At 45.4% G+C, this 19036-nt stretch carries 14 protein-coding genes; 4 read left to right on the forward strand and 10 right to left on the reverse strand.

What is annotated here, in order from left to right; genetic code table 11:
• The first annotated feature begins 331 nt into the window (after positions 1–331).
• Positions 332–2782, forward strand: coding sequence for a GGDEF domain-containing phosphodiesterase (locus KV201_RS18010; RefSeq protein WP_226060110.1), 2451 nt, complete (start codon positions 332–334; stop codon positions 2780–2782).
• Here the strand turns inward: KV201_RS18010 and KV201_RS18015 are convergent.
• On the reverse strand, positions 2739–3722 hold the full coding sequence (locus KV201_RS18015) for an alpha/beta fold hydrolase (protein ID WP_226060111.1): 984 nt from the start codon (positions 3720–3722) through the stop codon (positions 2739–2741). The genes KV201_RS18010 and KV201_RS18015 overlap by 44 nt on opposite strands.
• A 95-nt stretch (positions 3723–3817) precedes the next feature.
• A complete protein-coding gene (locus tag KV201_RS18020; RefSeq protein WP_226060112.1) occupies positions 3818–5629 on the reverse strand; it encodes a DUF885 family protein in 1812 nt (603 codons plus the stop codon).
• 210 nt (positions 5630–5839) lie between these two features.
• Between KV201_RS18020 and add the strand changes: the two genes are divergently transcribed.
• Positions 5840–6835 carry an adenosine deaminase gene (add, locus tag KV201_RS18025; RefSeq protein ID WP_226060113.1) on the forward strand — a complete coding sequence of 332 codons (996 nt, stop codon included), beginning with the start codon at positions 5840–5842 and terminating at the stop codon, positions 6833–6835.
• 93 nt (positions 6836–6928) lie between these two features.
• Here the strand turns inward: add and hemN are convergent, their stop codons facing one another.
• The 5 genes from hemN to KV201_RS18050 all read right to left on the reverse strand — a co-directional run bounded on the left by hemN (position 6929) and on the right by KV201_RS18050 (position 11842).
• Positions 6929–8305: an oxygen-independent coproporphyrinogen III oxidase gene (gene hemN, locus KV201_RS18030; RefSeq protein WP_006084752.1), complete on the reverse strand. Its 1377-nt coding sequence runs from the start codon at positions 8303–8305 to the stop codon at positions 6929–6931.
• A gap of 261 nt (positions 8306–8566) precedes the next feature.
• On the reverse strand, positions 8567–9034 hold the full coding sequence (locus KV201_RS18035) for a DUF2489 domain-containing protein (protein ID WP_006079358.1): 468 nt from the start codon (positions 9032–9034) through the stop codon (positions 8567–8569).
• A gap of 74 nt (positions 9035–9108) precedes the next feature.
• Positions 9109–9669 carry a Der GTPase-activating protein YihI gene (gene yihI / locus KV201_RS18040; RefSeq protein ID WP_006079359.1) on the reverse strand — a complete coding sequence of 187 codons (561 nt, stop codon included), beginning with the start codon at positions 9667–9669 and terminating at the stop codon, positions 9109–9111.
• 90 nt (positions 9670–9759) lie between these two features.
• Positions 9760–10398 carry a class I SAM-dependent methyltransferase gene (locus tag KV201_RS18045; RefSeq protein ID WP_226060114.1) on the reverse strand — a complete coding sequence of 213 codons (639 nt, stop codon included), beginning with the start codon at positions 10396–10398 and terminating at the stop codon, positions 9760–9762.
• 820 nt (positions 10399–11218) lie between these two features.
• Positions 11219–11842, reverse strand: a complete 624-nt coding sequence (locus KV201_RS18050; RefSeq protein WP_006084749.1) for a cytochrome c — start codon at positions 11840–11842, stop codon at positions 11219–11221.
• A 168-nt stretch (positions 11843–12010) separates the two neighbouring features.
• On the opposite strand from KV201_RS18050, the gene yihA reads away from it, so the two are divergent.
• Positions 12011–12670 carry a ribosome biogenesis GTP-binding protein YihA/YsxC gene (gene yihA, locus KV201_RS18055; protein WP_006079362.1) on the forward strand — a complete coding sequence of 220 codons (660 nt, stop codon included), beginning with the start codon at positions 12011–12013 and terminating at the stop codon, positions 12668–12670.
• Positions 12671–13946: 1276 nt separating this feature from the next.
• On the opposite strand, the gene polA is transcribed toward yihA, so the two are convergent.
• A complete protein-coding gene (gene polA, locus KV201_RS18060) occupies positions 13947–16712 on the reverse strand; it encodes a DNA polymerase I (protein ID WP_226060115.1) in 2766 nt (921 codons plus the stop codon).
• A gap of 387 nt (positions 16713–17099) precedes the next feature.
• Here polA and elbB point away from each other — a divergent pair, with 387 nt between their 5' ends.
• A complete protein-coding gene (gene elbB / locus KV201_RS18065) occupies positions 17100–17762 on the forward strand; it encodes an isoprenoid biosynthesis glyoxalase ElbB (protein ID WP_226060116.1) in 663 nt (220 codons plus the stop codon).
• 89 nt (positions 17763–17851) lie between these two features.
• Here elbB and glpG read toward each other — a convergent pair whose 3' ends face one another.
• Positions 17852–18697 carry a rhomboid family intramembrane serine protease GlpG gene (gene glpG / locus KV201_RS18070; RefSeq protein ID WP_226060117.1) on the reverse strand — a complete coding sequence of 282 codons (846 nt, stop codon included), beginning with the start codon at positions 18695–18697 and terminating at the stop codon, positions 17852–17854.
• Positions 18694–18999, reverse strand: coding sequence for a thiosulfate sulfurtransferase GlpE (gene glpE, locus KV201_RS18075; RefSeq protein ID WP_006084745.1), 306 nt, complete (start codon positions 18997–18999; stop codon positions 18694–18696). The genes glpG and glpE overlap by 4 nt, the downstream gene beginning before the upstream one ends.
• Positions 19000–19036: the final 37 nt, after the last annotated feature.

Genomic DNA, 19036 nt, shown 5'->3' on the forward strand with positions numbered 1-19036 from the left:
TAGTGTGGGGTCTCCCCATGTGAGAGTAGGTCATCGCCAAGCGCCTAATTATCTCATTGAGATGTAACGAAGCCAGCTGAATAAGCTGGCTTTTTTGCGTCTGCAATTTGTTAAATCAGCGTTAATACAGAACATTGTTCTATTCGTTTTAGCTCTGGTCATTTCGCTAGTTCTTTACGTTTTTTCCTTCCTATATTTCAGACTTTTATACTCTAAGTTCATTATTTACATCAAGATCTCGCTTAGTTTGATAAGTCCTTTTGCTTAGTGGTTAGTTTCCCGTTAGCATACAAAAACTATTCACATTTTTGTTAAAGGCTGTCTGTTGCCTATGCTTCGTAAGCTTTCGCTCGCGGTACTGCTCCCTCTGTGTATGCTGACACTATATTTAGTGTTGGTCATAGGCGAGTACCTGTTTGAAAGCGATCAAGTGCGTGCTGAATTGGCGCAGCGACAATCGACACTGATAAAGCAGCAGTTGTTCCGGATGCAGAATGTGGTTCAATCGGCGCAGGCTTTACAGGATGTGGAGCGGATCGAGCAGGAGGTTTCCTTAGCTGCGCTGGATATGGGCACTATGGTTTATATCTTAGTTGATGCTGATAGCCGTATTCGTTTTGCAAACCATACTGTTTGGCGCGATAGCAATGCCATGCAAGTCATTGATGGTTATGATGCTACTCGTCATCGTGCTGTGGTTCAGGCTTTCCTGCCACAAATTCTTGTTAATCTCGAACGCTTAACCATTCAAGCATATTATCCCGTCTTGCCTCAGTATGGTGGTGCGGTTGATTTGATTTATCTTGAAGCCGATTTAGCGCCTTTAGTCGCCGAAGCTTCCGCTAAGTTACAACAACGTTTTATGCGGGTTTGGGGGTTGGGTGGATTATTACTGATTGGTTTTACCTTCATTCTCTATTTCCTGTTGATCCGTCCATTCCAAATATTAAGCGAGGCCGCTAAACAGGTAGGGACTTCTTCCTTTTCGACATCGATCCCATGGAGCTCATCAGAAGTCTTATCATTGCAAGCCAGTTTGCAGCAGGTACATGAACGTTTGAGTCGTGCCGTGAAACAGTTGAATGACAGCGAACTGCGCTGGCTGTTTGCGGTGGAAGGCTCGCGGAACGGTATTTGGGATTGGGATATCAGTACGGGTGAGGTTTTTCTGTCTGATCGCTGGAAAGAGATGATCGGTTATGCGCCGGATGAATTAGCGGGCGTATTCCAGACTTGGGAAACGCGGTTACATCCCGATGATAGGGATATCGTACTTGATGCGTTGCAGGAGTACGTTAGCGGTAAGAGTAAAGAATTTGAAAGTGTCCATCGCCTGCGACATAGAGAGGGGCATTATGTGTGGGTGCTTGATCGCGGCATGCTGGTTGATTGGGACCCTCAAGGACGTCCGACTCGGATGATCGGCATTCATATGGATGTGTCAGAAAGTGCCAAGAACCATGCTGCGATTAATGAACTTGTGGATCAATCTGTTACGGGTCGTAAAATTTTGCCCGATGTCTTTATGGCGCGACTGTCGCAATTTTTAACCCAAGGTAATAGTTCAGGTCAATGGGGGGCATTGTTACTCGTTGAAGTGGATAGATTAGGCTTGGTCGCGACTCTAAACTCCCACGAATTAGAGCGCTTACTCACGCAAGTGGCTGCACGTCTATCGAGTTATTTCACTGAGAATATTACCGTTGGTCGATTGGAGTCCGGTGATTTTGTTTTGCTGGCGAAAGACTTAGCGATTGATGCTTCAGTGGCTGCGCGTCGTGCTTTAGCGCTTGCGAGTGAGTTAAGGCAAGTGATTGCTCGACCATTCCATTACGGTCATCATCACTTTGAGCTCAGCGCGAATGTGGGGATTTGTTTGCTCGACAGCATAGAGACCTTAGATCCAGCTTTAGTCATGCGCCGCGCCGAGCTAGCAACCTTGAGTGCTAAGCGACCTGGGCAAGCGGGATGCGCTTTCTATCATGCTGAGATGGATTTACGTCAGAGCCGTGATGAACAGTTACAACAGGAATTACAGGCGGCATTACAGCAAGATAGTATGACGTTAATGTTCCAACCTGTGATGAATGCGCACAGTGAATTGGTCTCGGCTGAAGTGCTCACGCGTTGGTATCGTGCCGATGGCGAGTTTATCCCACCTGCAGAGTTCGTGGCGTTAGCCGAACAGGGAGGAATGATTGCTGAACTCGATTTTTGGGTCGCTAATCGTGTGTGTCAGTTTATTCAGACATCCCATGCCCAAGGCCGGAGTTTGCCGACTTTAACTCTTAATATCAGTGCATTCTCATTTGGTCAGGCAGATTTTGTTGATGCATTGGTTGCGTTAGTTAAAGAGCATGGCATTACGGCTCATCAACTGGGTATTGAACTCAATGAGGCCGCATTGTTAATGCAACCACAGTTTGTGGCTGAGCGCGTGTCTAAGTTAGTTGATGCAGGGATAGGCATCGTCCTCGATCATTTCGGTTCTGGCTCGAGTGCTTTAAGTTGTTTAGCCAACCAGCCATTAGTTGCGGTTAAATTGGATATGAGTTGTATTGATTCATTAGCCGCAATGCCACAAAGAGTGAAGGCGTTAATTGTCTCTGCGCAGCAGTTTAATTTGCACGTGGTGGCTAAAGGCGTTGAATCACCCCAACACTATCAAGCCTTTGTTGAATTTGGCTGTGATGGTTATCAGGGCTATTTATTCAGCCGAGCGCTAAACCAAGCGGACTTTATCCAGCTTGTTTGTCCTCGTCCTTTATTGCGAAGCGTTTAAAGAAGTCGAGCGCATAATTTAAGGCTTGGTTCCGATAGGCGTCTTTTTCCATAAAAATCTCATGGGCAGCCCCTGCGATCACCTTCAATTGGCAATGAGTGCTCACCGCAAGATTTTGGGCCGCATTATCAACAATCTTATCTTCACTCGCTTGTAGTATCAGGATCGGCGTGCGAATTTGCGCCGTTGCCAGTACGCAGGTGTCTGCCGCGTCTAAAGACTCTGTCAACCAACGGTTAGTTGGGGAACCGAGTTGTAACTTAGGGGCCGCGTCATACAAGTCTCGATAGGCTTGGTATCTACTTTGGCAATGGGTTAGCTCATTTCCTTTGAAGGGAACCGGTTTATAGTTCTGTCCTCCAAGCACATAATTAGGTTCGCCGCCATTGAGAGTGGTATCGAGCTTACTGGCTAACCAGCGCACGAATGCTTTTGGCATAGGTAATTTGATGCCATACATAGGCGCTGAAAATGCCGCGGCGGTAAAAATATCGGGATGCTGTTTGAGATACAAAGTGCCAATCGCGCCACCCATTGAATGGCCAAGTAGCATGAGCTGTTTGTCGTTTTGTGGTAACACTTTCTTTTGCATAAACAGTGCAAAATCATCAATATAATCATTAAATCTTCGCACGTGACCCATGTGCGGATTGATTGTCATACGATCCGACAATCCTTGGCCACGGTGATCGATGGCATAAACTGAGTAACCCTGTTGGTACAAGTCGAAGACTAATTCTTGGTACTTTAAATAGGATTCAACTCGGCCACTACTGAGAACGATTGCGGTATGAGCTTGGGGATGTTTGACCATCATATAGGCCAGCGTGATGCCATCGGCTGTGATCAGCGTGTCTTGAACAACGCTTTTCCAGAAGGCTTGCTGCTCTGAGGTATTTAAATCGTGTTCTGTCGAAAATGTCGCTTTGGCTTGGCTCATACTCAGTCGCAAATCATTTGGCTTGAATGGTTTGCTAGAGTGTAACAGACAACCATGGGAGTCTGAAAATAACGACTCCCATGGTTGTGATTAACTTAGCGTGTCGCCTTTTTAGCTTCAATAAAATCATTGATTTGCTGTTCGAGGATCGACATAGGTACTGAGCCATTTTCTAGCACAGCGTCGTGGAAGGCGCGAATATCAAACTTGTCGCCGAGTTCTTTTTCTGCTCTGGCACGTAACCGCTTGATCGTTAACTCGCCAATCTTGTAGGACAAAGCTTGTCCTGGCCACGAAATATAACGGTCAATTTCGGTCGTGACATTGTGCAGTGATAGCGCGGTATTGCTGGCCATAAAGTCGATGGCTTGTTGACGACTCCACCCTTGAGCATGCATACCTGTGTCTACTACTAAACGCGCCGCCCGCCACATTTCATAGGTTAAGCGGCCAAAGTTACTGTAGGGATCTTGGTAGAAGCCAGCCTCCAAACCTAAGTATTCGCAATACAGACCCCAGCCTTCACCGAAGGCAGAGATATAGCCATAACGACGGAAGTCAGGGAGTGACGTTAGCTCAGAGTTGAGTGATATTTGCAGATGATGACCGGGTACGGCTTCGTGCAAAGTTAAAGCTTCTAACTCGTAGAGTGGGCGTTTGTCCAATGCATAAGTGTTGACCCAGTAGTAACCGGGTTCGTCATCGCTGTTCGATCCTGAATATCGTCCTGTGGTGTATTTCGGCGCAATTTCGGCGGGCACTGGCGCTATACCATAGGGTTTACGGGGAAGTTTGCCGAAGTACTTAGGCAGCATGGCATCGGCTTTTTTGGCAATAAATGCCGCTTCTTTGAGTAACTGGTCGGCACTGGTGGTGTAGAACTGGGGATCGGTCCGCAGGAAATGTAAGAAGTCGGCAAAGCTGCCTTTAAAGCCAACGGACTTGATGATTTGCTCCATCTCTTGGCGGATACGCTTAACTTCTTTTAAGCCCAGTTCATGCACTTCTGCCGACGTCATATTCAAGGTCGTATAGTAACGTACTCGATTCTCATAAAACTCAGCACCGTTAGGTAAGCTGCTGGCCGCGATATTTTCCCGTGCATTGGGAATGTACTCTTTGGTCATAAAATCATAGAAGTTTTGATATAGCGGTAGGACTTTTTGCTCGACTAAGGCGCGACCTTCTTGGGTCAGCTGAGTTTTTTGTGCTTCAGTGAAATAGCTGGGGTATTGCGTAAAAGGTTTGAAATAACCGCTCTTTTCCATAGGGACGATATAAGCACTGATACTGTCTTCAAAGCCATTGAGTGTCACTTTAGGCGGCGTTATTCCCTCGGCGAGTCCTTTTTTTAGCCAGTGAGTTTGCTGGGCGAAATAGGTCGGGAGTGCATTGAGTTTGGCAATATAGTTGCGGTAATCCTCAAGGGTGTTGAATCTTCCCTGTGCGATTGAGGTGATATAAGCGTGGAAGCCGCTTTCCGCGGTAATGGGTAAGTAATAATCTTTAAAGCGATACAGGTCGACATCGTTTTGGATCTGATCTTCCAGTATTTGAGCGTTAATCTTATCTTCTTTACTCAAACTGCTGCGGTCGAGTGCTTTGAGCTGCGCTAATACTGCGATTTGGCCTTGATTGAGCTTAGCGAGTGCAGCTGGCGAGAGATCCGATAACTTTCCTGCGGCACTGGCATCCCCCATACTGTAAGCCATTTCAGGACTCGCGCTGAGCTGTAATTGCCAGCTTTGGTCGATAATCGCCTGCAGCGCGGGTGCTATGGGCTCAACTTGCGATTGTGTTGCTGATATTGCCTGTGGCGCTGCGGTTTGGCTATTTTTTGTGGCTTGAGTGGCACTGCAGGCGCTTAATGCGCATATCAATAAACTGGGGGTTAAGAGTTTATGCATAGTCGATCTCTGATATTTTCGTTGTTATTGAAGTCATTATGCCTGATGAATACGGCAGTTCCTTGTATGGATATTAAGCAGAATTGTGACTGAATGTGAATTTAAATGCGTTTGGCGCATAAATGCCCCTGAAAATGCGTGTTAAACTTAGTGTCCGCCCGCGACCAAATAACAAAAGCATTGGCTGGGTAGTTCAAATAGGGGTTAAATATGATTGATACATCCATTCCATTGGTGGATCTGCATCGTCACCTAGACGGTAATGTGCGAGTAAACACCATTTGGGAACTAGGACACCAACACGGCATTGCGCTACCTGCCGATACTTTAGAGACTCTCGCACCTTTTGTGCAAATTCAGGGGAAAGAAACTAGCTTAGTCGCCTTCTTAAAGAAGCTCGATTGGATGGTTGGTGTACTCGCTGACTTAGATGCGGTTAAACGCGTTGCCTATGAAAACGTTGCCGATGCGGCGTTGTCTGGCTTAGATTACGCTGAGTTACGTTTTAGTCCTTACTATATGGCGATGAACCATAAGTTACCGATTGAAGGCGTAGTTGAAGCGGTAGTCGACGGCGTTAAAGCGGGCTTAAAAGACTATAACGTGAAGATCAATTTGATTGGTATTTTGTCACGTTCATTCGGTCAAGCCGCTTGTACTCAAGAACTTGAAGGCTTACTCGCCCATAAACAACATCTCGTGGCTATGGACTTAGCTGGCGATGAAATGGGTTTCCCTGGCGAGTTATTTAACGAGCACTTTAAACGTGTTCGTGATGCTGACCTGGCGATTACGGCTCACGCCGGTGAAGCCGCGGGTTCACAAAGTATGTGGCAAGCGATTCAAGAACTTGGCGCGACGCGAATTGGCCACGGGGTGAACGCGATTCACGATCCTAAGTTGATGGAATATCTCGCTAAGCACCGTATTGGTATCGAATCTTGCCCAACCAGTAACTTGCATACTTCTACAGTCGCTTCTTACGCTGAGCATCCTTTCAGAACCTTTATGGATGCAGGCGTATTGATCAACTTAAATACCGATGATCCCGGTGTGAGCGCTATCGACATTAATCATGAGTATCGTATTGCTAAAGCTGAACTCAAATTAACCGATGCCGAGTTAGCGCAGGTGCAACGCAACGGCGTTGAAATGGCGTTTTTATCCGACAGTGAGCGTAAAGCGCTGTATGCCGCTAAGGTATAAGCTCTGAGTCATTAATAAAAATAGCTATAAATAAAAAATCCGACTCTAGAGTCGGATTTTTTATGAGCGTTCGCGAGTGCAGCGATAAGCGCTTTAGATCACGCGCGAGAACTGTTGCTGACGCGCTTTTTGACGATAGTAAAGGTCGAAGCACATACAGATATTGCGGATCAATAAACGGCCAGTTGGGCTGATAGTGATCTGTCTGTCGACGATTTCAACTAGCTTGTCATCGATAAATGTCTGCATTAACTTAAGATCTTCCGCGAAATAGGTTTCGAAGTTAATCCCCAGTTTCTCATCAATTTTCGCCATATCTAATTCGAAGTGGCAAATCAGCTGTTTAATCACTACGCGGCGGATTTCATCGTCACGGTTCAGGCTACAACCTTTCCACAAAGCATGGCCTTCCTTATCTATGGCTTCATAGTAAGGGCGGATATCTTTCTGGTTTTGCGCATAGCAGTCGCCAATCTGGCTGATGGATGACACGCCAAGACCTAACAAATCGCATTCTTCTTGGGTGGTATAACCTTGGAAGTTGCGGTGCAGTCTGCCTTCGCGCTGTAACTTTGCTAACTCGTCATCGGGTTTAGCAAAGTGGTCCATACCGATATATTGGTAACCCGCGCCAGTTAAGGTCTCGATAGTTTGGTGCAGCATTTCGAGTTTTTGTTTTGGCGAAGGTAAATGCTCGTCTTTGATCTTACGTTGAGCGGCAAAGCGCGCAGGTAAGTGAGCATAGTTAAATACCGACAGGCGGTCAGGTGATAAATCTAAAACGCGCTGCATAGTGACGGCAAAGGTTTCTGGCGTTTGGTGTGGCAAACCATAGATTAAATCTATGTTGGTTGACACAAAACCCATGGCTTTCGCTTTGGCCATCAAGTCGAAGATAAATTGCTCGTCTTGTTCGCGATTAACGGCAATTTGCACTTCTTTATTGAAATCTTGTACGCCAATGGAGATCCGGTTGAAGCCCGCTTCTTTCAATGTGTCGAGCATTGACAGTTCTATCTCGCGAGGATCGACTTCAATCGAGTACTCGCCTTCTTCCGCAAAGTTAAAGTTAGCTTTAATCAATGACGTAAGTTTAAGAATCTGCTCAGGATTTAAGAACGTAGGTGTACCGCCGCCCCAATGCATTTGGGTTACGCTGTAATGTTTAAACAGGGGCGCACGTTTAATAATTTCTTGGCTTAAATATTCAATGTACTGATCGGCTTTGTGTTGGTGGCGGGTGATGACTTTATTACAGCCGCAGTAATAACAAAGCTTGGCGCAGAACGGGATATGAATATACAGCGACAGTTTATCGCTTTTGCTATTTTCAATGGCCGTCAGCAGGTTTTGTTCGGTGAATGTGTCATCGAACTCCAATGCCGTTGGGTAAGAGGTATAACGGGGACCGCTGTAGTTATACTTTTCGATCATCGACTGATCCCAGCTAATCTGAGTGGGCTGCTTCAAGGCGTGTCCTCCGTGGGTAAATTAGCAACAAGCGAAGTATGCAAGGTTCTTAAGTAAATAACCTTGATCTAGGTTGTAAAAATGACGTCTGTCTTTTTAGAAGTTACGCAATATCTATCAAAAAAGTACGCTTGTCTGTCGATATGTGGTGGTTTTGTGCGCAGGCTCACGGGAGACAGCAGAGTAAGATTGGAGTGGGTTTTATCGAGATGACCTCAAAACCACAACATAAGTGGTCTTGAGGTATAACAATGAGCGGGTTTAATGCATCGCTTTGGCTTGGTAATCCGCCAGTTTTTTCGCGTCATCACTAATGCCTTGCTCTAATGCCGCTTCGGACTTCATTCTGATCAAATCTAACTTCATCCTTTCTTGCTTAGGCAAGGCTTGGCGAGCATCCATGATGGGATGATCTTTAATTAGCTCAAAGTGTTTGAATAATGAAGGGTAATCGGGAGCCACGCGCTCACTCAATGACAGGATTTCAAATAATCGCCCAATTCTGACCACACCTTCAGAGATCTCACAGCGGTCTTCAATCATGGCAGTGGCGATATAGCGGATATCATCTAAAACTTGGGCGCGTTTTGCATTCGCCGTGACTTCACGCTCGGCTTGTTCGGCCTGCTGACGCTTTTTTTGCTGCTTGAGTTTTAGGATTAAGAAGGTGGCGTAGCTACTAAGCGCTACTATGATGATAAAACCGAGAATAATGATAGCCGTAGACACAGAGACTCCTTATATGAATGGCATAAGGAGCACAGCTAAAAAACTGAGTTCCCTATGCCTTAGCACTGAGAGGTTTAGAACTTGTCTTGATAATCTTTCAGTAAGTCAGCGCCTGATTCGAACTTGTCGAACAACTCATCGTCAGATAAAGACTTAGCTGGTGATGAAGGTGCGTCATCATCCATATCGTCGCTAATGCCCAGTTTAACCATCAGAGCTTCAATCTTATTCAGCTGTTGATCTAACCATTTTTGATCTACATCGTTGAGATCACGGCCTTCTTCCAGCATATCTAACAGCTGATTTAGTCTTGGATCTTCTTCCAATTTCAGCAGTTTTTGCTCGTCAGTCAGCTTAGCTTGTTTCACTTTTGGCTGGGCGGCTTTATCTGTAACCACTGCCGCTGGAATCGCTAAAGCAATAGGCTTTTTGCTGCCATGACGCGGGTCTTTTTTCTTCGCGGCCTGCTGTTGCGGCGCTTGCGCTAAAATTAAGCTTTCGTTATGACGACTGCCTGATTTATTGCCAGAATCTTTACGTTTGCCAGTCGCTACAGCGCGATCTTGCTTCTTCACTCTTGGCTGTAACTTAGGGCTGTTCTCGCCGCCCTTGCGTGTTTTCTTGCTACGAGACATGGTCTTCTCAATTGTTTACAACGTATGGCCCCGCAGACTAAGGTTGAGCTTGTCTACAAGGTGCGAAATTAGGCCGAGTGTTATACCAGATTATGATGTTTTTTGCATCAAAACGAGGTCCTTTGCGGCAAATAATAGTTCAAAATCGCTATTGTTTGCTAGGTACTCGAAGGTTTGTCGCTGGTAAAAGCTCACATGGGTGAGGTTGTTCTTGTAATGCCACTTAGCAAAACCATCTAATTCAGTCAGTAACGGTGTGCTTATCGCTAACCAACCACCAGGATGCAGTAGTCGAGAGAGTAAGGCCCACTCTTTTATTGGGTACTGAAAATGCTCAAAAACGCGATAACAGCAGATAAAATCATATTCTTGCTTTAACACATCATGATTCGGGGCAAAAAAGGGATCGTATTGGTTTAACTTGTGGCCCGCATTTTCTATGGTCGCTAAACTCTCATCATTGAGTATGCGTCCAAAATTCAATCCTAATAAACTACCAGCTTGCTGCTGCTCTAATTGCGCTAACAGCGGCAAAATAAATTGCGATAGCTGCTTTTGCTTCAACGCTATGCGTGAACGACCGTACCTTTGTTTCTCTGCCGCGGGTGGTAAATGGCTATTGGCATCCGCAAAGGTTAACTCACATGTCTTGCAAACATAAAAACTCCGTTTTTTATCTTGATGAAGGAGTTGTGTCTGACTGTTATGACAAAGAGGGCATCTGGGCATTGAGTCTGCTGAAGTGGTTATTAAGGCTTTGATTGTACCAATTATATTGGTCGAGTGCACATTTTAGACACTGGTGGTGTATTTACACCAAAGAAAAAAGGCGGCAGTTAAACTGCCGCCTTACAAAGGGTGCTTTAGCACCTTATCCTGATTCCAAGTATCCATACTTGCTATGCGACTTTCCCGGTCGGTATCCTTCTTTTTTTTACTGCTTTCCCTGCATTATTTTTGTTAACGGTCTTCCAGACACTTTATTTTTTCTGTCGCCATCCTGACCACAGTTTCCGTAGATGGTCTCGCGACACATCATTGTATAGCATCGTCATCATTGACGTTTAGTTAACCATCCGTGTTACTTAAGTACCTTCCAGTGATAACAAGCATCCAGCCAGTGCATCCTAAGCTTATCGCTTCCTTTGCTACAGTTTACATCATGTAAACTGTGTCCTGATGGGGCAAGTTACCCTGAGTGTAAGGCGTTTTGCTAGAAGCAAATTGGCGTTATCGGCCATCCCTTACAAAATTGTGCTGACCTGGATTTCAAGTGGAAATCACGACTCTTGTTATTATTAGAGAGTGGTCTTAAGTATATTATTGTTATTGAGTGTCTTTATTCTTATATCTTGAATGTTAATTATACCGAAACCTGTAAGTTATTATTAATCTTTTTGTACAAACAGATGGGTTTATCTCGGTACGGGGCTTATTAAACCCAAATCTGTGATCTATGTCAAGCATGAATCTTATGCAGTTTACGTTCACGTCAACTTGGTGGTGTAAAAAAAGGGTGATAATACACCCCTTTCTTAACTGACTAAGATTACTTCAGGCTAGAAAGATACTTAGATAGTGCGTCGATATCGCTATCGCTTAGCTTTTTAGCCACATCTTGCATCATGCCGTTCAGATCATTATGACGACCCGCTTCACGGAATTTTGTCAGTTGGATCTTGATGTAGTTGGCGTGTTGGCCAGCTAATGTTGGGAAGCCTGCAAGTTCAGCGCCTTTACCATCTGGGCCATGACATGCCATACAAGCGGTAATACCACGTGAAACATCGCCACCTTTGTAAAGTTTAGCGCCTAACTCAGGGACATCTTTCGCTTCAGCCACTTGGATTGCTTGGCTAGAAAAATATGCAGTAATGTCGAGAATATCCTGATCGCTTAGAGGCATTGCCATGCCACTCATGATAGGATCCATACGACCGTCTTTACCGCCAGTTTGCGCTGCACTACGGAAATCATGTAGTTGCTTTTGGAGGTAAGTGGCGTGTTGGCCCGCAAGTTTAGGGTACATATCGATCATACTGTTACCGTCCATACCATGGCAGGCTGAACAGACAATGATTTTCGTTTTTCCCGCTTCAGCATTACCTTCAGCAATCGCAGGTGAAGATATGGCGGCAATTACAACAGACAGCGCAAGAGCTAGCTTTTTCATGGCGTTCCAACTTCTGGTTAAGATTATTATCCTGAGCTTACTAGGGTGACCCGCAAGCGTGGTAAAATATGATTAATGTGATCGGAGTAATATTTTACACGAAAACGTGGAAAAGTAAGTAATTCTTCATAAATTATGGTATTGCGTAGAAAAATTTCGGAGTAAATAGTGACTGAATCTCGTATAGATTTTCGTAGGGCAAAGTTTTTAATCAGTGCACCTGACATTGCACATTTGGATCAATATCTGCCCGGCGATGTTGGAGTTGAGATTGCATTTGCTGGCCGCTCTAATGCTGGAAAGTCTAGTGCACTCAATGCATTAACTGAGCAAAAAAGTTTAGCAAGAACCAGTAAAACCCCTGGCCGAACTCAATTAATTAACGTATTTGAGTTAGATGCTCAGCGTCGTTTAGTTGACTTACCTGGCTATGGTTTTGCACAAGTCCCGCTTGCGTTGAAAAATAAATGGCAGCAGGCATTAGGTGAATATTTGCAAAAACGCGCTTGTTTAAGTGGCGTGGTTGTCTTGATGGATATACGTCATCCACTAAAAGATCTCGATATGCAGATGATCGAGTGGGCGGTTGCCAGTGAAATCCCTGTGTTAGCTTTGCTGACCAAGTCAGACAAATTAGCTCAAAGCGCTAAGATGAAAACGGTCAATGAAGTGCGTCTGGCGTTGAGTGAGTTTGGTGACTGGGTACAAGTTGAGCCTTTCTCATCGCTTAAAGGAACCGGTAAGCCTAAAGTGTTGGCTATTCTAAATGAATGGTGTCATCCGCAATGGTTGACTGATGAGTTAGATGCGGCGAACAACGCCGAATAATATTGCCTGTTTTGGCATACATGGTCGAGTTTGACTGTGTATGCCGCCCCTCTGTTTTTCCTGTAATTTTTCCTTATCTTTCCCTCTTGTTAAGCTTTTATCCCTATTAACTTTTCGTCAATTTCAGGCAAAAAAATAGCCGATGACAGTGTCACCGGCCAAAAATATTAGCTCTTTTGGGGAGAAGCTAAATTCAACAAGACTCAAGCACCACCAAATTAGCTTCAATGGTTCTCAATGAAACTAGCATACAGCCAATTTACTTTTTATTAAAGTAAATACTCTAAAATTTACCTAAAGTCTGAAAAAAGAGCAAAAAAAAGCCTCAGCAAACAAGTTGCTGAGGCGCCAGAATTTGGCTCATCACTATAAGTGAAATAAAGGTCTGAAAGATAGAACATCTTAACCTCTGTACCCTACGCAGAGAATATTACTCCATTTATCTTTAAATGGAAAACAGTTTTTTCAAAAAAGAGGTAATTATGTGCGCTTGATCTCAGGTTTTGAGTGAAAAAGCATCTTAAATTGATCTTAAAATTTCATTAAAAATGCTTAATCGGCTGATTTAGCGGGGTAATCCGAAATTTATATACAAAAGAGATCAATATTTGAGATTTAATGTTTTTACTCTAAATCTGGCTTAATGTTTTAGTGTACGCGTGAGAGAACAACCGTTATGACACTTTTGAGCATATATAGCTGGCTTTAACGCCGTTTCGATTCGCGTAATCACAACCTTGAGTCTCCATCTGCTGCGGCAGTGTATCGATGAGCTCTACTGCTAAATGTATCAGGTAAAGATTGTGTGGTAGTGAGTTATGCATATTGCTGCCGATGAAGTTGCATCGTACTTAAGGCTCTAGTGTTTGTGGGGAAAGGAATGTTTAGTTGTGAGTCATGGTTTGTGTCGTCTGTTAAGTTGCGCTGCGCTTAACGAACTCGCGTGTTCGGAATGCAGATTGTTTGGCTGTGAGTCATACATTATGTCGCCAGTTAAGTTGCGCCGAACTTAACGCTCTAAAGCGTGCGGAGTAGAGATTGTTTGGTTGCGAGTTAGGTATTGTGCTGCCGATGAAGTTTTGCCTAACTTAACGATCTGATTTGTATTGTGAAAAGATAATTTGCGCACAGTAATAAAAGGGACTCAGTATTGATGTGCTTAGAGATGATTAAGACGGGAGAGAGCTAACCTGAGTTCAAAATATTGAATTCAGGTTAGCTTTATTTACTTTAAATCATATTGATAGTGCTAGTTTTGATTTTAATGTCACTAAGGTTAGTGGGCTTCATCCCAGTTATTACCAATACCCGCTTCGGCAAGCAGTTCAACATCGAGATCGGCGGCTTGTGCCATTAAAGTACAGATTGTCTTTTTAAGCGCTTCTGCTTTATCCGCATCGACTTCAAACACCAATTCATCGTGAACCTGCATGATCATAGTGATTTCGCCTTGGGTTTCTGTCTTGATCCACTGGGCGATATTGATCATGGCCTTTTTGATGATGTCGGCAGCCGTGCCTTGCATTGGTGCATTAATCGCAGCACGTTCAGCACCTTGGCGGCGCATCGCGTTACGATCACGGATTTCGGGTAAGTAGAGACGACGACCAAACAGAGTCGATACGTAACCTAGGTCGGCTGCCCCCGCACGCGTTTCTTCCATATAACGTAATACGCCTGGATAACGGGCAAAGTAGGTGTCGATATAGGTTTGTGCTTCATGGCGCGGGATATCGAGCTGGCGCGCTAAACCAAAGGCTGACATGCCGTAAATTAAGCCGAAGTTAACCGCTTTGGCGCGGCGACGCTGTTCTGTGGTTACTTCATCAAAGTCAGTGCCAAACACTTCGGCAGCCGTAGCTCTGTGAATGTCTTTGCCCTCGGCGAAGGCTTTGAGTAAGCCAGCATCTTGGGATAAATGCGCCATGATCCGTAGTTCGATTTGCGAGTAGTCGGCGGCCAAAATTTTACGACCATCTGGTGCGATAAAGGCTTGGCGAATACGGCGACCTTCTTCGGTGCGGATAGGAATATTCTGCAGGTTAGGCTCGCTCGATGATAAGCGTCCTGTTGCCGCATTGGCCTGATGATAGCTAGTGTGCACACGACCCGTTTTAGCGTTGACCATTAGTGGCAGTTTATCTGTGTAAGTGCTCTTTAATTTAGATAGGCTGCGATGCTCGAGGATCACCTTTGGCAGAGGGAAATCTAACGCCAATTCGACCAACACTTCTTCCGCGGTCGATGGTGCGCCCTTGGGGGTCTTTTTGGTGATCGGATAACCTAGCTTTTCAAAAAACAATACTTGCAGTTGCTTAGGCGAGCCAAGGTTAAATTTCTCACCGGCAATGTCGTAGGCTTTTTCTTCTAAGGTATCGATTTTACGCGCCAGCTCGTCGCTTTGTTGGCCGAGTAACATGCTGTCGATTAATACCCCTTGGCGTTCAATATCCGACAATACTTGGATCAGCGGCAATTCGACTTCGGTAAACATAGCGGCCAGTTCCGCTTCTTTTTCAAGTCTTGGCCACAAATGTTGGTGTAAACGCAGGGTGATGTCGGCATCTTCGGCCGCATAAGGCGCAGCTGTTTCTAGTGGAATTTGGTTGAAGGTCAGCTGTTTTGCACCTTTGCCAGCGATTTCTTCGAAGCTGATATTCTTATGGCCTAAGTACTTGAGCGCTAAGCCATCCATATCATGGCGCGAAGCTACTGAGTTGAAAACATAGGATTCGAGCATAGTGTCGAAAGCGACGCCCTGCAGTTTGATACCCGCATTGGCTAAGATACTGATGTCGTACTTAAGATTTTGACCGACTTTCTTAAGTTTTGGATCTTCAAGCAGTGGACGCAGTTTTTCTAGCGCGACGGTTTTATCGATTTGAGTCGGTGCGCCAACATAATCATGGGTCAAAGGCAGATAAGCGGCTTTTCCTGCCTCAACGGCGAAGGAGATCCCGACTAATTCAGCCACCATGTAATCTAAGCTGGTGGTTTCAGTGTCTACCGCCATCAAGTCGGCTTGCTTAAGCTTAGCAATCCAAGCGTCTAATTCGGCTTCCGTGAGAATGCAGTCGTACTGCGTTGCAATCGCTTCAACTGGAGTTGAGTCTTCCTGTGTCTCGGATGCCGCATCAATTGGGGTATTTGCAGTGATTTTATTATCTAAGACTTCGGCTAACCAACGCTTAAACTCCATCTCGCCGTAGCATTTGATCAGTTCATCTTTGTCCGCAGGCTTGATGGTGAGTTCGTGCCAGTCTTGCTCAAGTTCGACATCGGTTTTGATGGTGGCGAGTTCGTAAGAAAGCTTGAGCATGTCGGCATTTTCAATGATCTTCGCCGCCATGGTTTTAGAACCCCTAAAGCCGAGCTCGGCGACTTTTTCGGGTTCCGCTAATAAGTTACTCACGCTGCCGGCTCCTGTGAGCATAGCGAGCGCTGTTTTCTCACCAACGCCGGGCAAGCCGGGAATGTTATCGGCCTTGTCGCCCATCAGCGCGAGCAAATCTATGATACGGTCTGGACCAACACCAAATTTAATCGCGACTTCTTCTGGGCCCATTATGGTGTCTGTCATGGTGTTGATGAGCGTGACGTTCTCATCGACTAACTGCGTCATGTCTTTATCGCCAGTGCTGATAAGCACTGCACGGTTTTCTAAACTGGCTTGGCGAGCAATAGTGCCGATCACGTCATCGGCTTCGACGCCGGAAATCGAAATCAGTGGTAAACCCAGTGCACGAATAATGCGGTGTAAAGGTTCGATTTGCGAACGTAGGTCATCAGGCATAGGTGGGCGCTGTGCTTTGTACTCGCTGTACATGTCATTGCGGAAGGTTTTGCCCTTGGCATCGAACACGACTGCGATATGGCTCGGCTGATAGCGAGTCAGCAAGCTGCGTAACATATTCACTACGCCATAAACGGCACCGGTTGCTTCGCCCTTTGAGTTTGTCAGGTGAGGAGGCGCATAATAAGCGCGATATAAATAGGAAGATCCATCCACAAGCACAAGTGGGTTTTTAGCGACGGTTGGCATAAGTATTTTTCGTTTATCGATGACTTAGATGGCGCTAAGCATGCCACATAAGCGCTATTTCAGCCACGGCAAAATGACTCCCAGCCTGTGGATAAGTCTGTGAGTGAAAAAGTCAACTGAGAATAATGGCGATGATTACGGCTTAGTGCGATATTTTTAAGTTGTTGTTTTTTATATTTATAAAAGATTTGTGTGAGTTCAATACTGTTTCTTAAAAAATCTTCCCAATTTGTGGATTTTTTATTGACTCCGTAAAATACATCTAAGGATTGGCTTAATTTTCGGCACCCGTCAGATTCGACGAATTAAGTTAGCACGATTTTTAATCAGATCAACTAGTTTGTTTGTAGTTTGTTAAAACTTAATGACATAAGAAGGATATTTTTAATGAAAAAAGTCGCAGTGTTACTGAGTGGATGCGGTGTTTTCGATGGAACAGAGATCCATGAATCGGTTTTAACGCTTTTATGCTTATCTAAAGCGGGGGCTCACTACCAATGTTTTGCACCTGATATCAAACAGATGCATGTGGTCGATCACCTCACTGGCGAGGTCGATGCGACAGCAAGTCGTAATGTGCTGGTGGAGTCGGCGCGCATTGCCCGTGGCGAAGTTAAAGCGACCACAGAATTAGCTATCGCCGAATTTGATGCCTTGATCATTCCCGGTGGTTTTGGTGCGGCGAAAAATCTGTGTAATTTTGCGACGAACGGCAGCGAGTGTGAAGTAGATCCGCTGGTGACTGATTTTATCAATGAGTTCATTCTGGCGAAAAAGCCCGTTGGCTTTATCTGTATCGCACCTATGATGATCCCGCGTTTATATCCCCATGGCGTAAAAGGCACTATTGGTAATGATAGCGATACTGTTGCGGCGTTCAATTTGATGGGTGGAGAGCATCAAGTCGCGACTGTGCATGAGATCATCGTAGATGAAGCTAATCGAATTGTCAGCACTCCCGCTTATATGTTGGCTGGAAGTATTGCTGAAGCGCATTCAGGCATCGAGAAGCTGGTTGCTAAGGTACTGGAGATGACTGACGCACGTTAGTTTGAGCGGTTTGTAGAAGTGTAAGAGCGCGTCATTGAACCAAGATAAATCCCCATGCGTTCTTCTGGATTTATCTTGGTATAACGGGATTAGACTGAGCTTGAGGACTTGCGGCTATCGAATAAACCTTGGGCTAACCCTATGAGTAAGCCACCAATGTGGGCACCGTTCGCAACGGCAACCCCTAGAATATCCGTGAATCCCAATGCCAACCAAATCATCATAAAGGCCATATATGATGGTGGAAAGTCTATTCCAGCAGCAGGTTTACGTATCCCCATGACCCAAGTGTAACCCACCACGGCATAGACAACGCCGGATAGCCCGCCAAAGTTAGGTCCACCGACATAAAATTGGATGACGTTTGGCAGTGTGCCCGCCACAAACAGCAAGATTAGCAATGGTGCTGTGCCGATTCGGGTTTCGATTTTACCGCCTAAATACCACCACCAGAGCAAGTTAAAGATGACGTGCATGGCTGAAAAATGCAGCAGGCTTGGGGTGAAAACACGCCAGAACTGGCTGAACTCTGAATTTGGTACCGCGCCAAAATAGGACAGTGCTGCGTAGGTTTGGTTGGCGAATCCTAAGTTCATCGCCGCAAAAATGAGTACGCAAACCGCAAAAACTATCAACGTGACTGGGCCTGCGCCGGTAATGAATTGGGTAAATAGCTGCAGCGAAGGCGCGCCGTAATCTATCTTAGTTTGGGTATCGCCGTGTTCCCACGAGGCTTGTAGATATTTACTGTCGTAGGGATGAGCCATGAAATGGGCAAACTCTTTGCGCGCTTGCTCCAGATCTTTGTCATGGATGACGAGAATGGCGACACCTTGCTCCAGCGGCTCAATTTGGCAGTCAATGTGTTCACCTTTGAGGTAATCGACAAATGCCTGCGCGGCTCTACTGTTGGGGAGTCGGCCAATTTCTATCATGCATTTGCCTCATGCCAAGCGCTATAGCCGCCGTCTAGACTGTAAACGTCATCAAATCCTTGCTCGCATAAATACTGCGCCGCATTTTGGCTGCTCATACCGTGGTAACAAACCACTACCAGTGGGCTGTCCATATCGGCTTGGCTAATAAATTGCGCTAGGTTTTCGTTATTCAGGTTAGTTGCACCTGCAATATGGCCGTTGGTGAAGCTATTGCCATCGCGGATATCGACGATTTGCACTGGCTGTGCTTCGGTCATTTGCAGCAATTGATTAACGCTTAAGTGTTTAAAGGAAGACATAATAAAACCTGACAGAGCTAAGAGATGGAAATCAAGA

Origin of the sequence: Shewanella sp. SR1 (genome assembly GCF_020447145.1) — a bacterium.
Classification (GTDB): domain Bacteria; phylum Pseudomonadota; class Gammaproteobacteria; order Enterobacterales; family Shewanellaceae; genus Shewanella; species Shewanella baltica.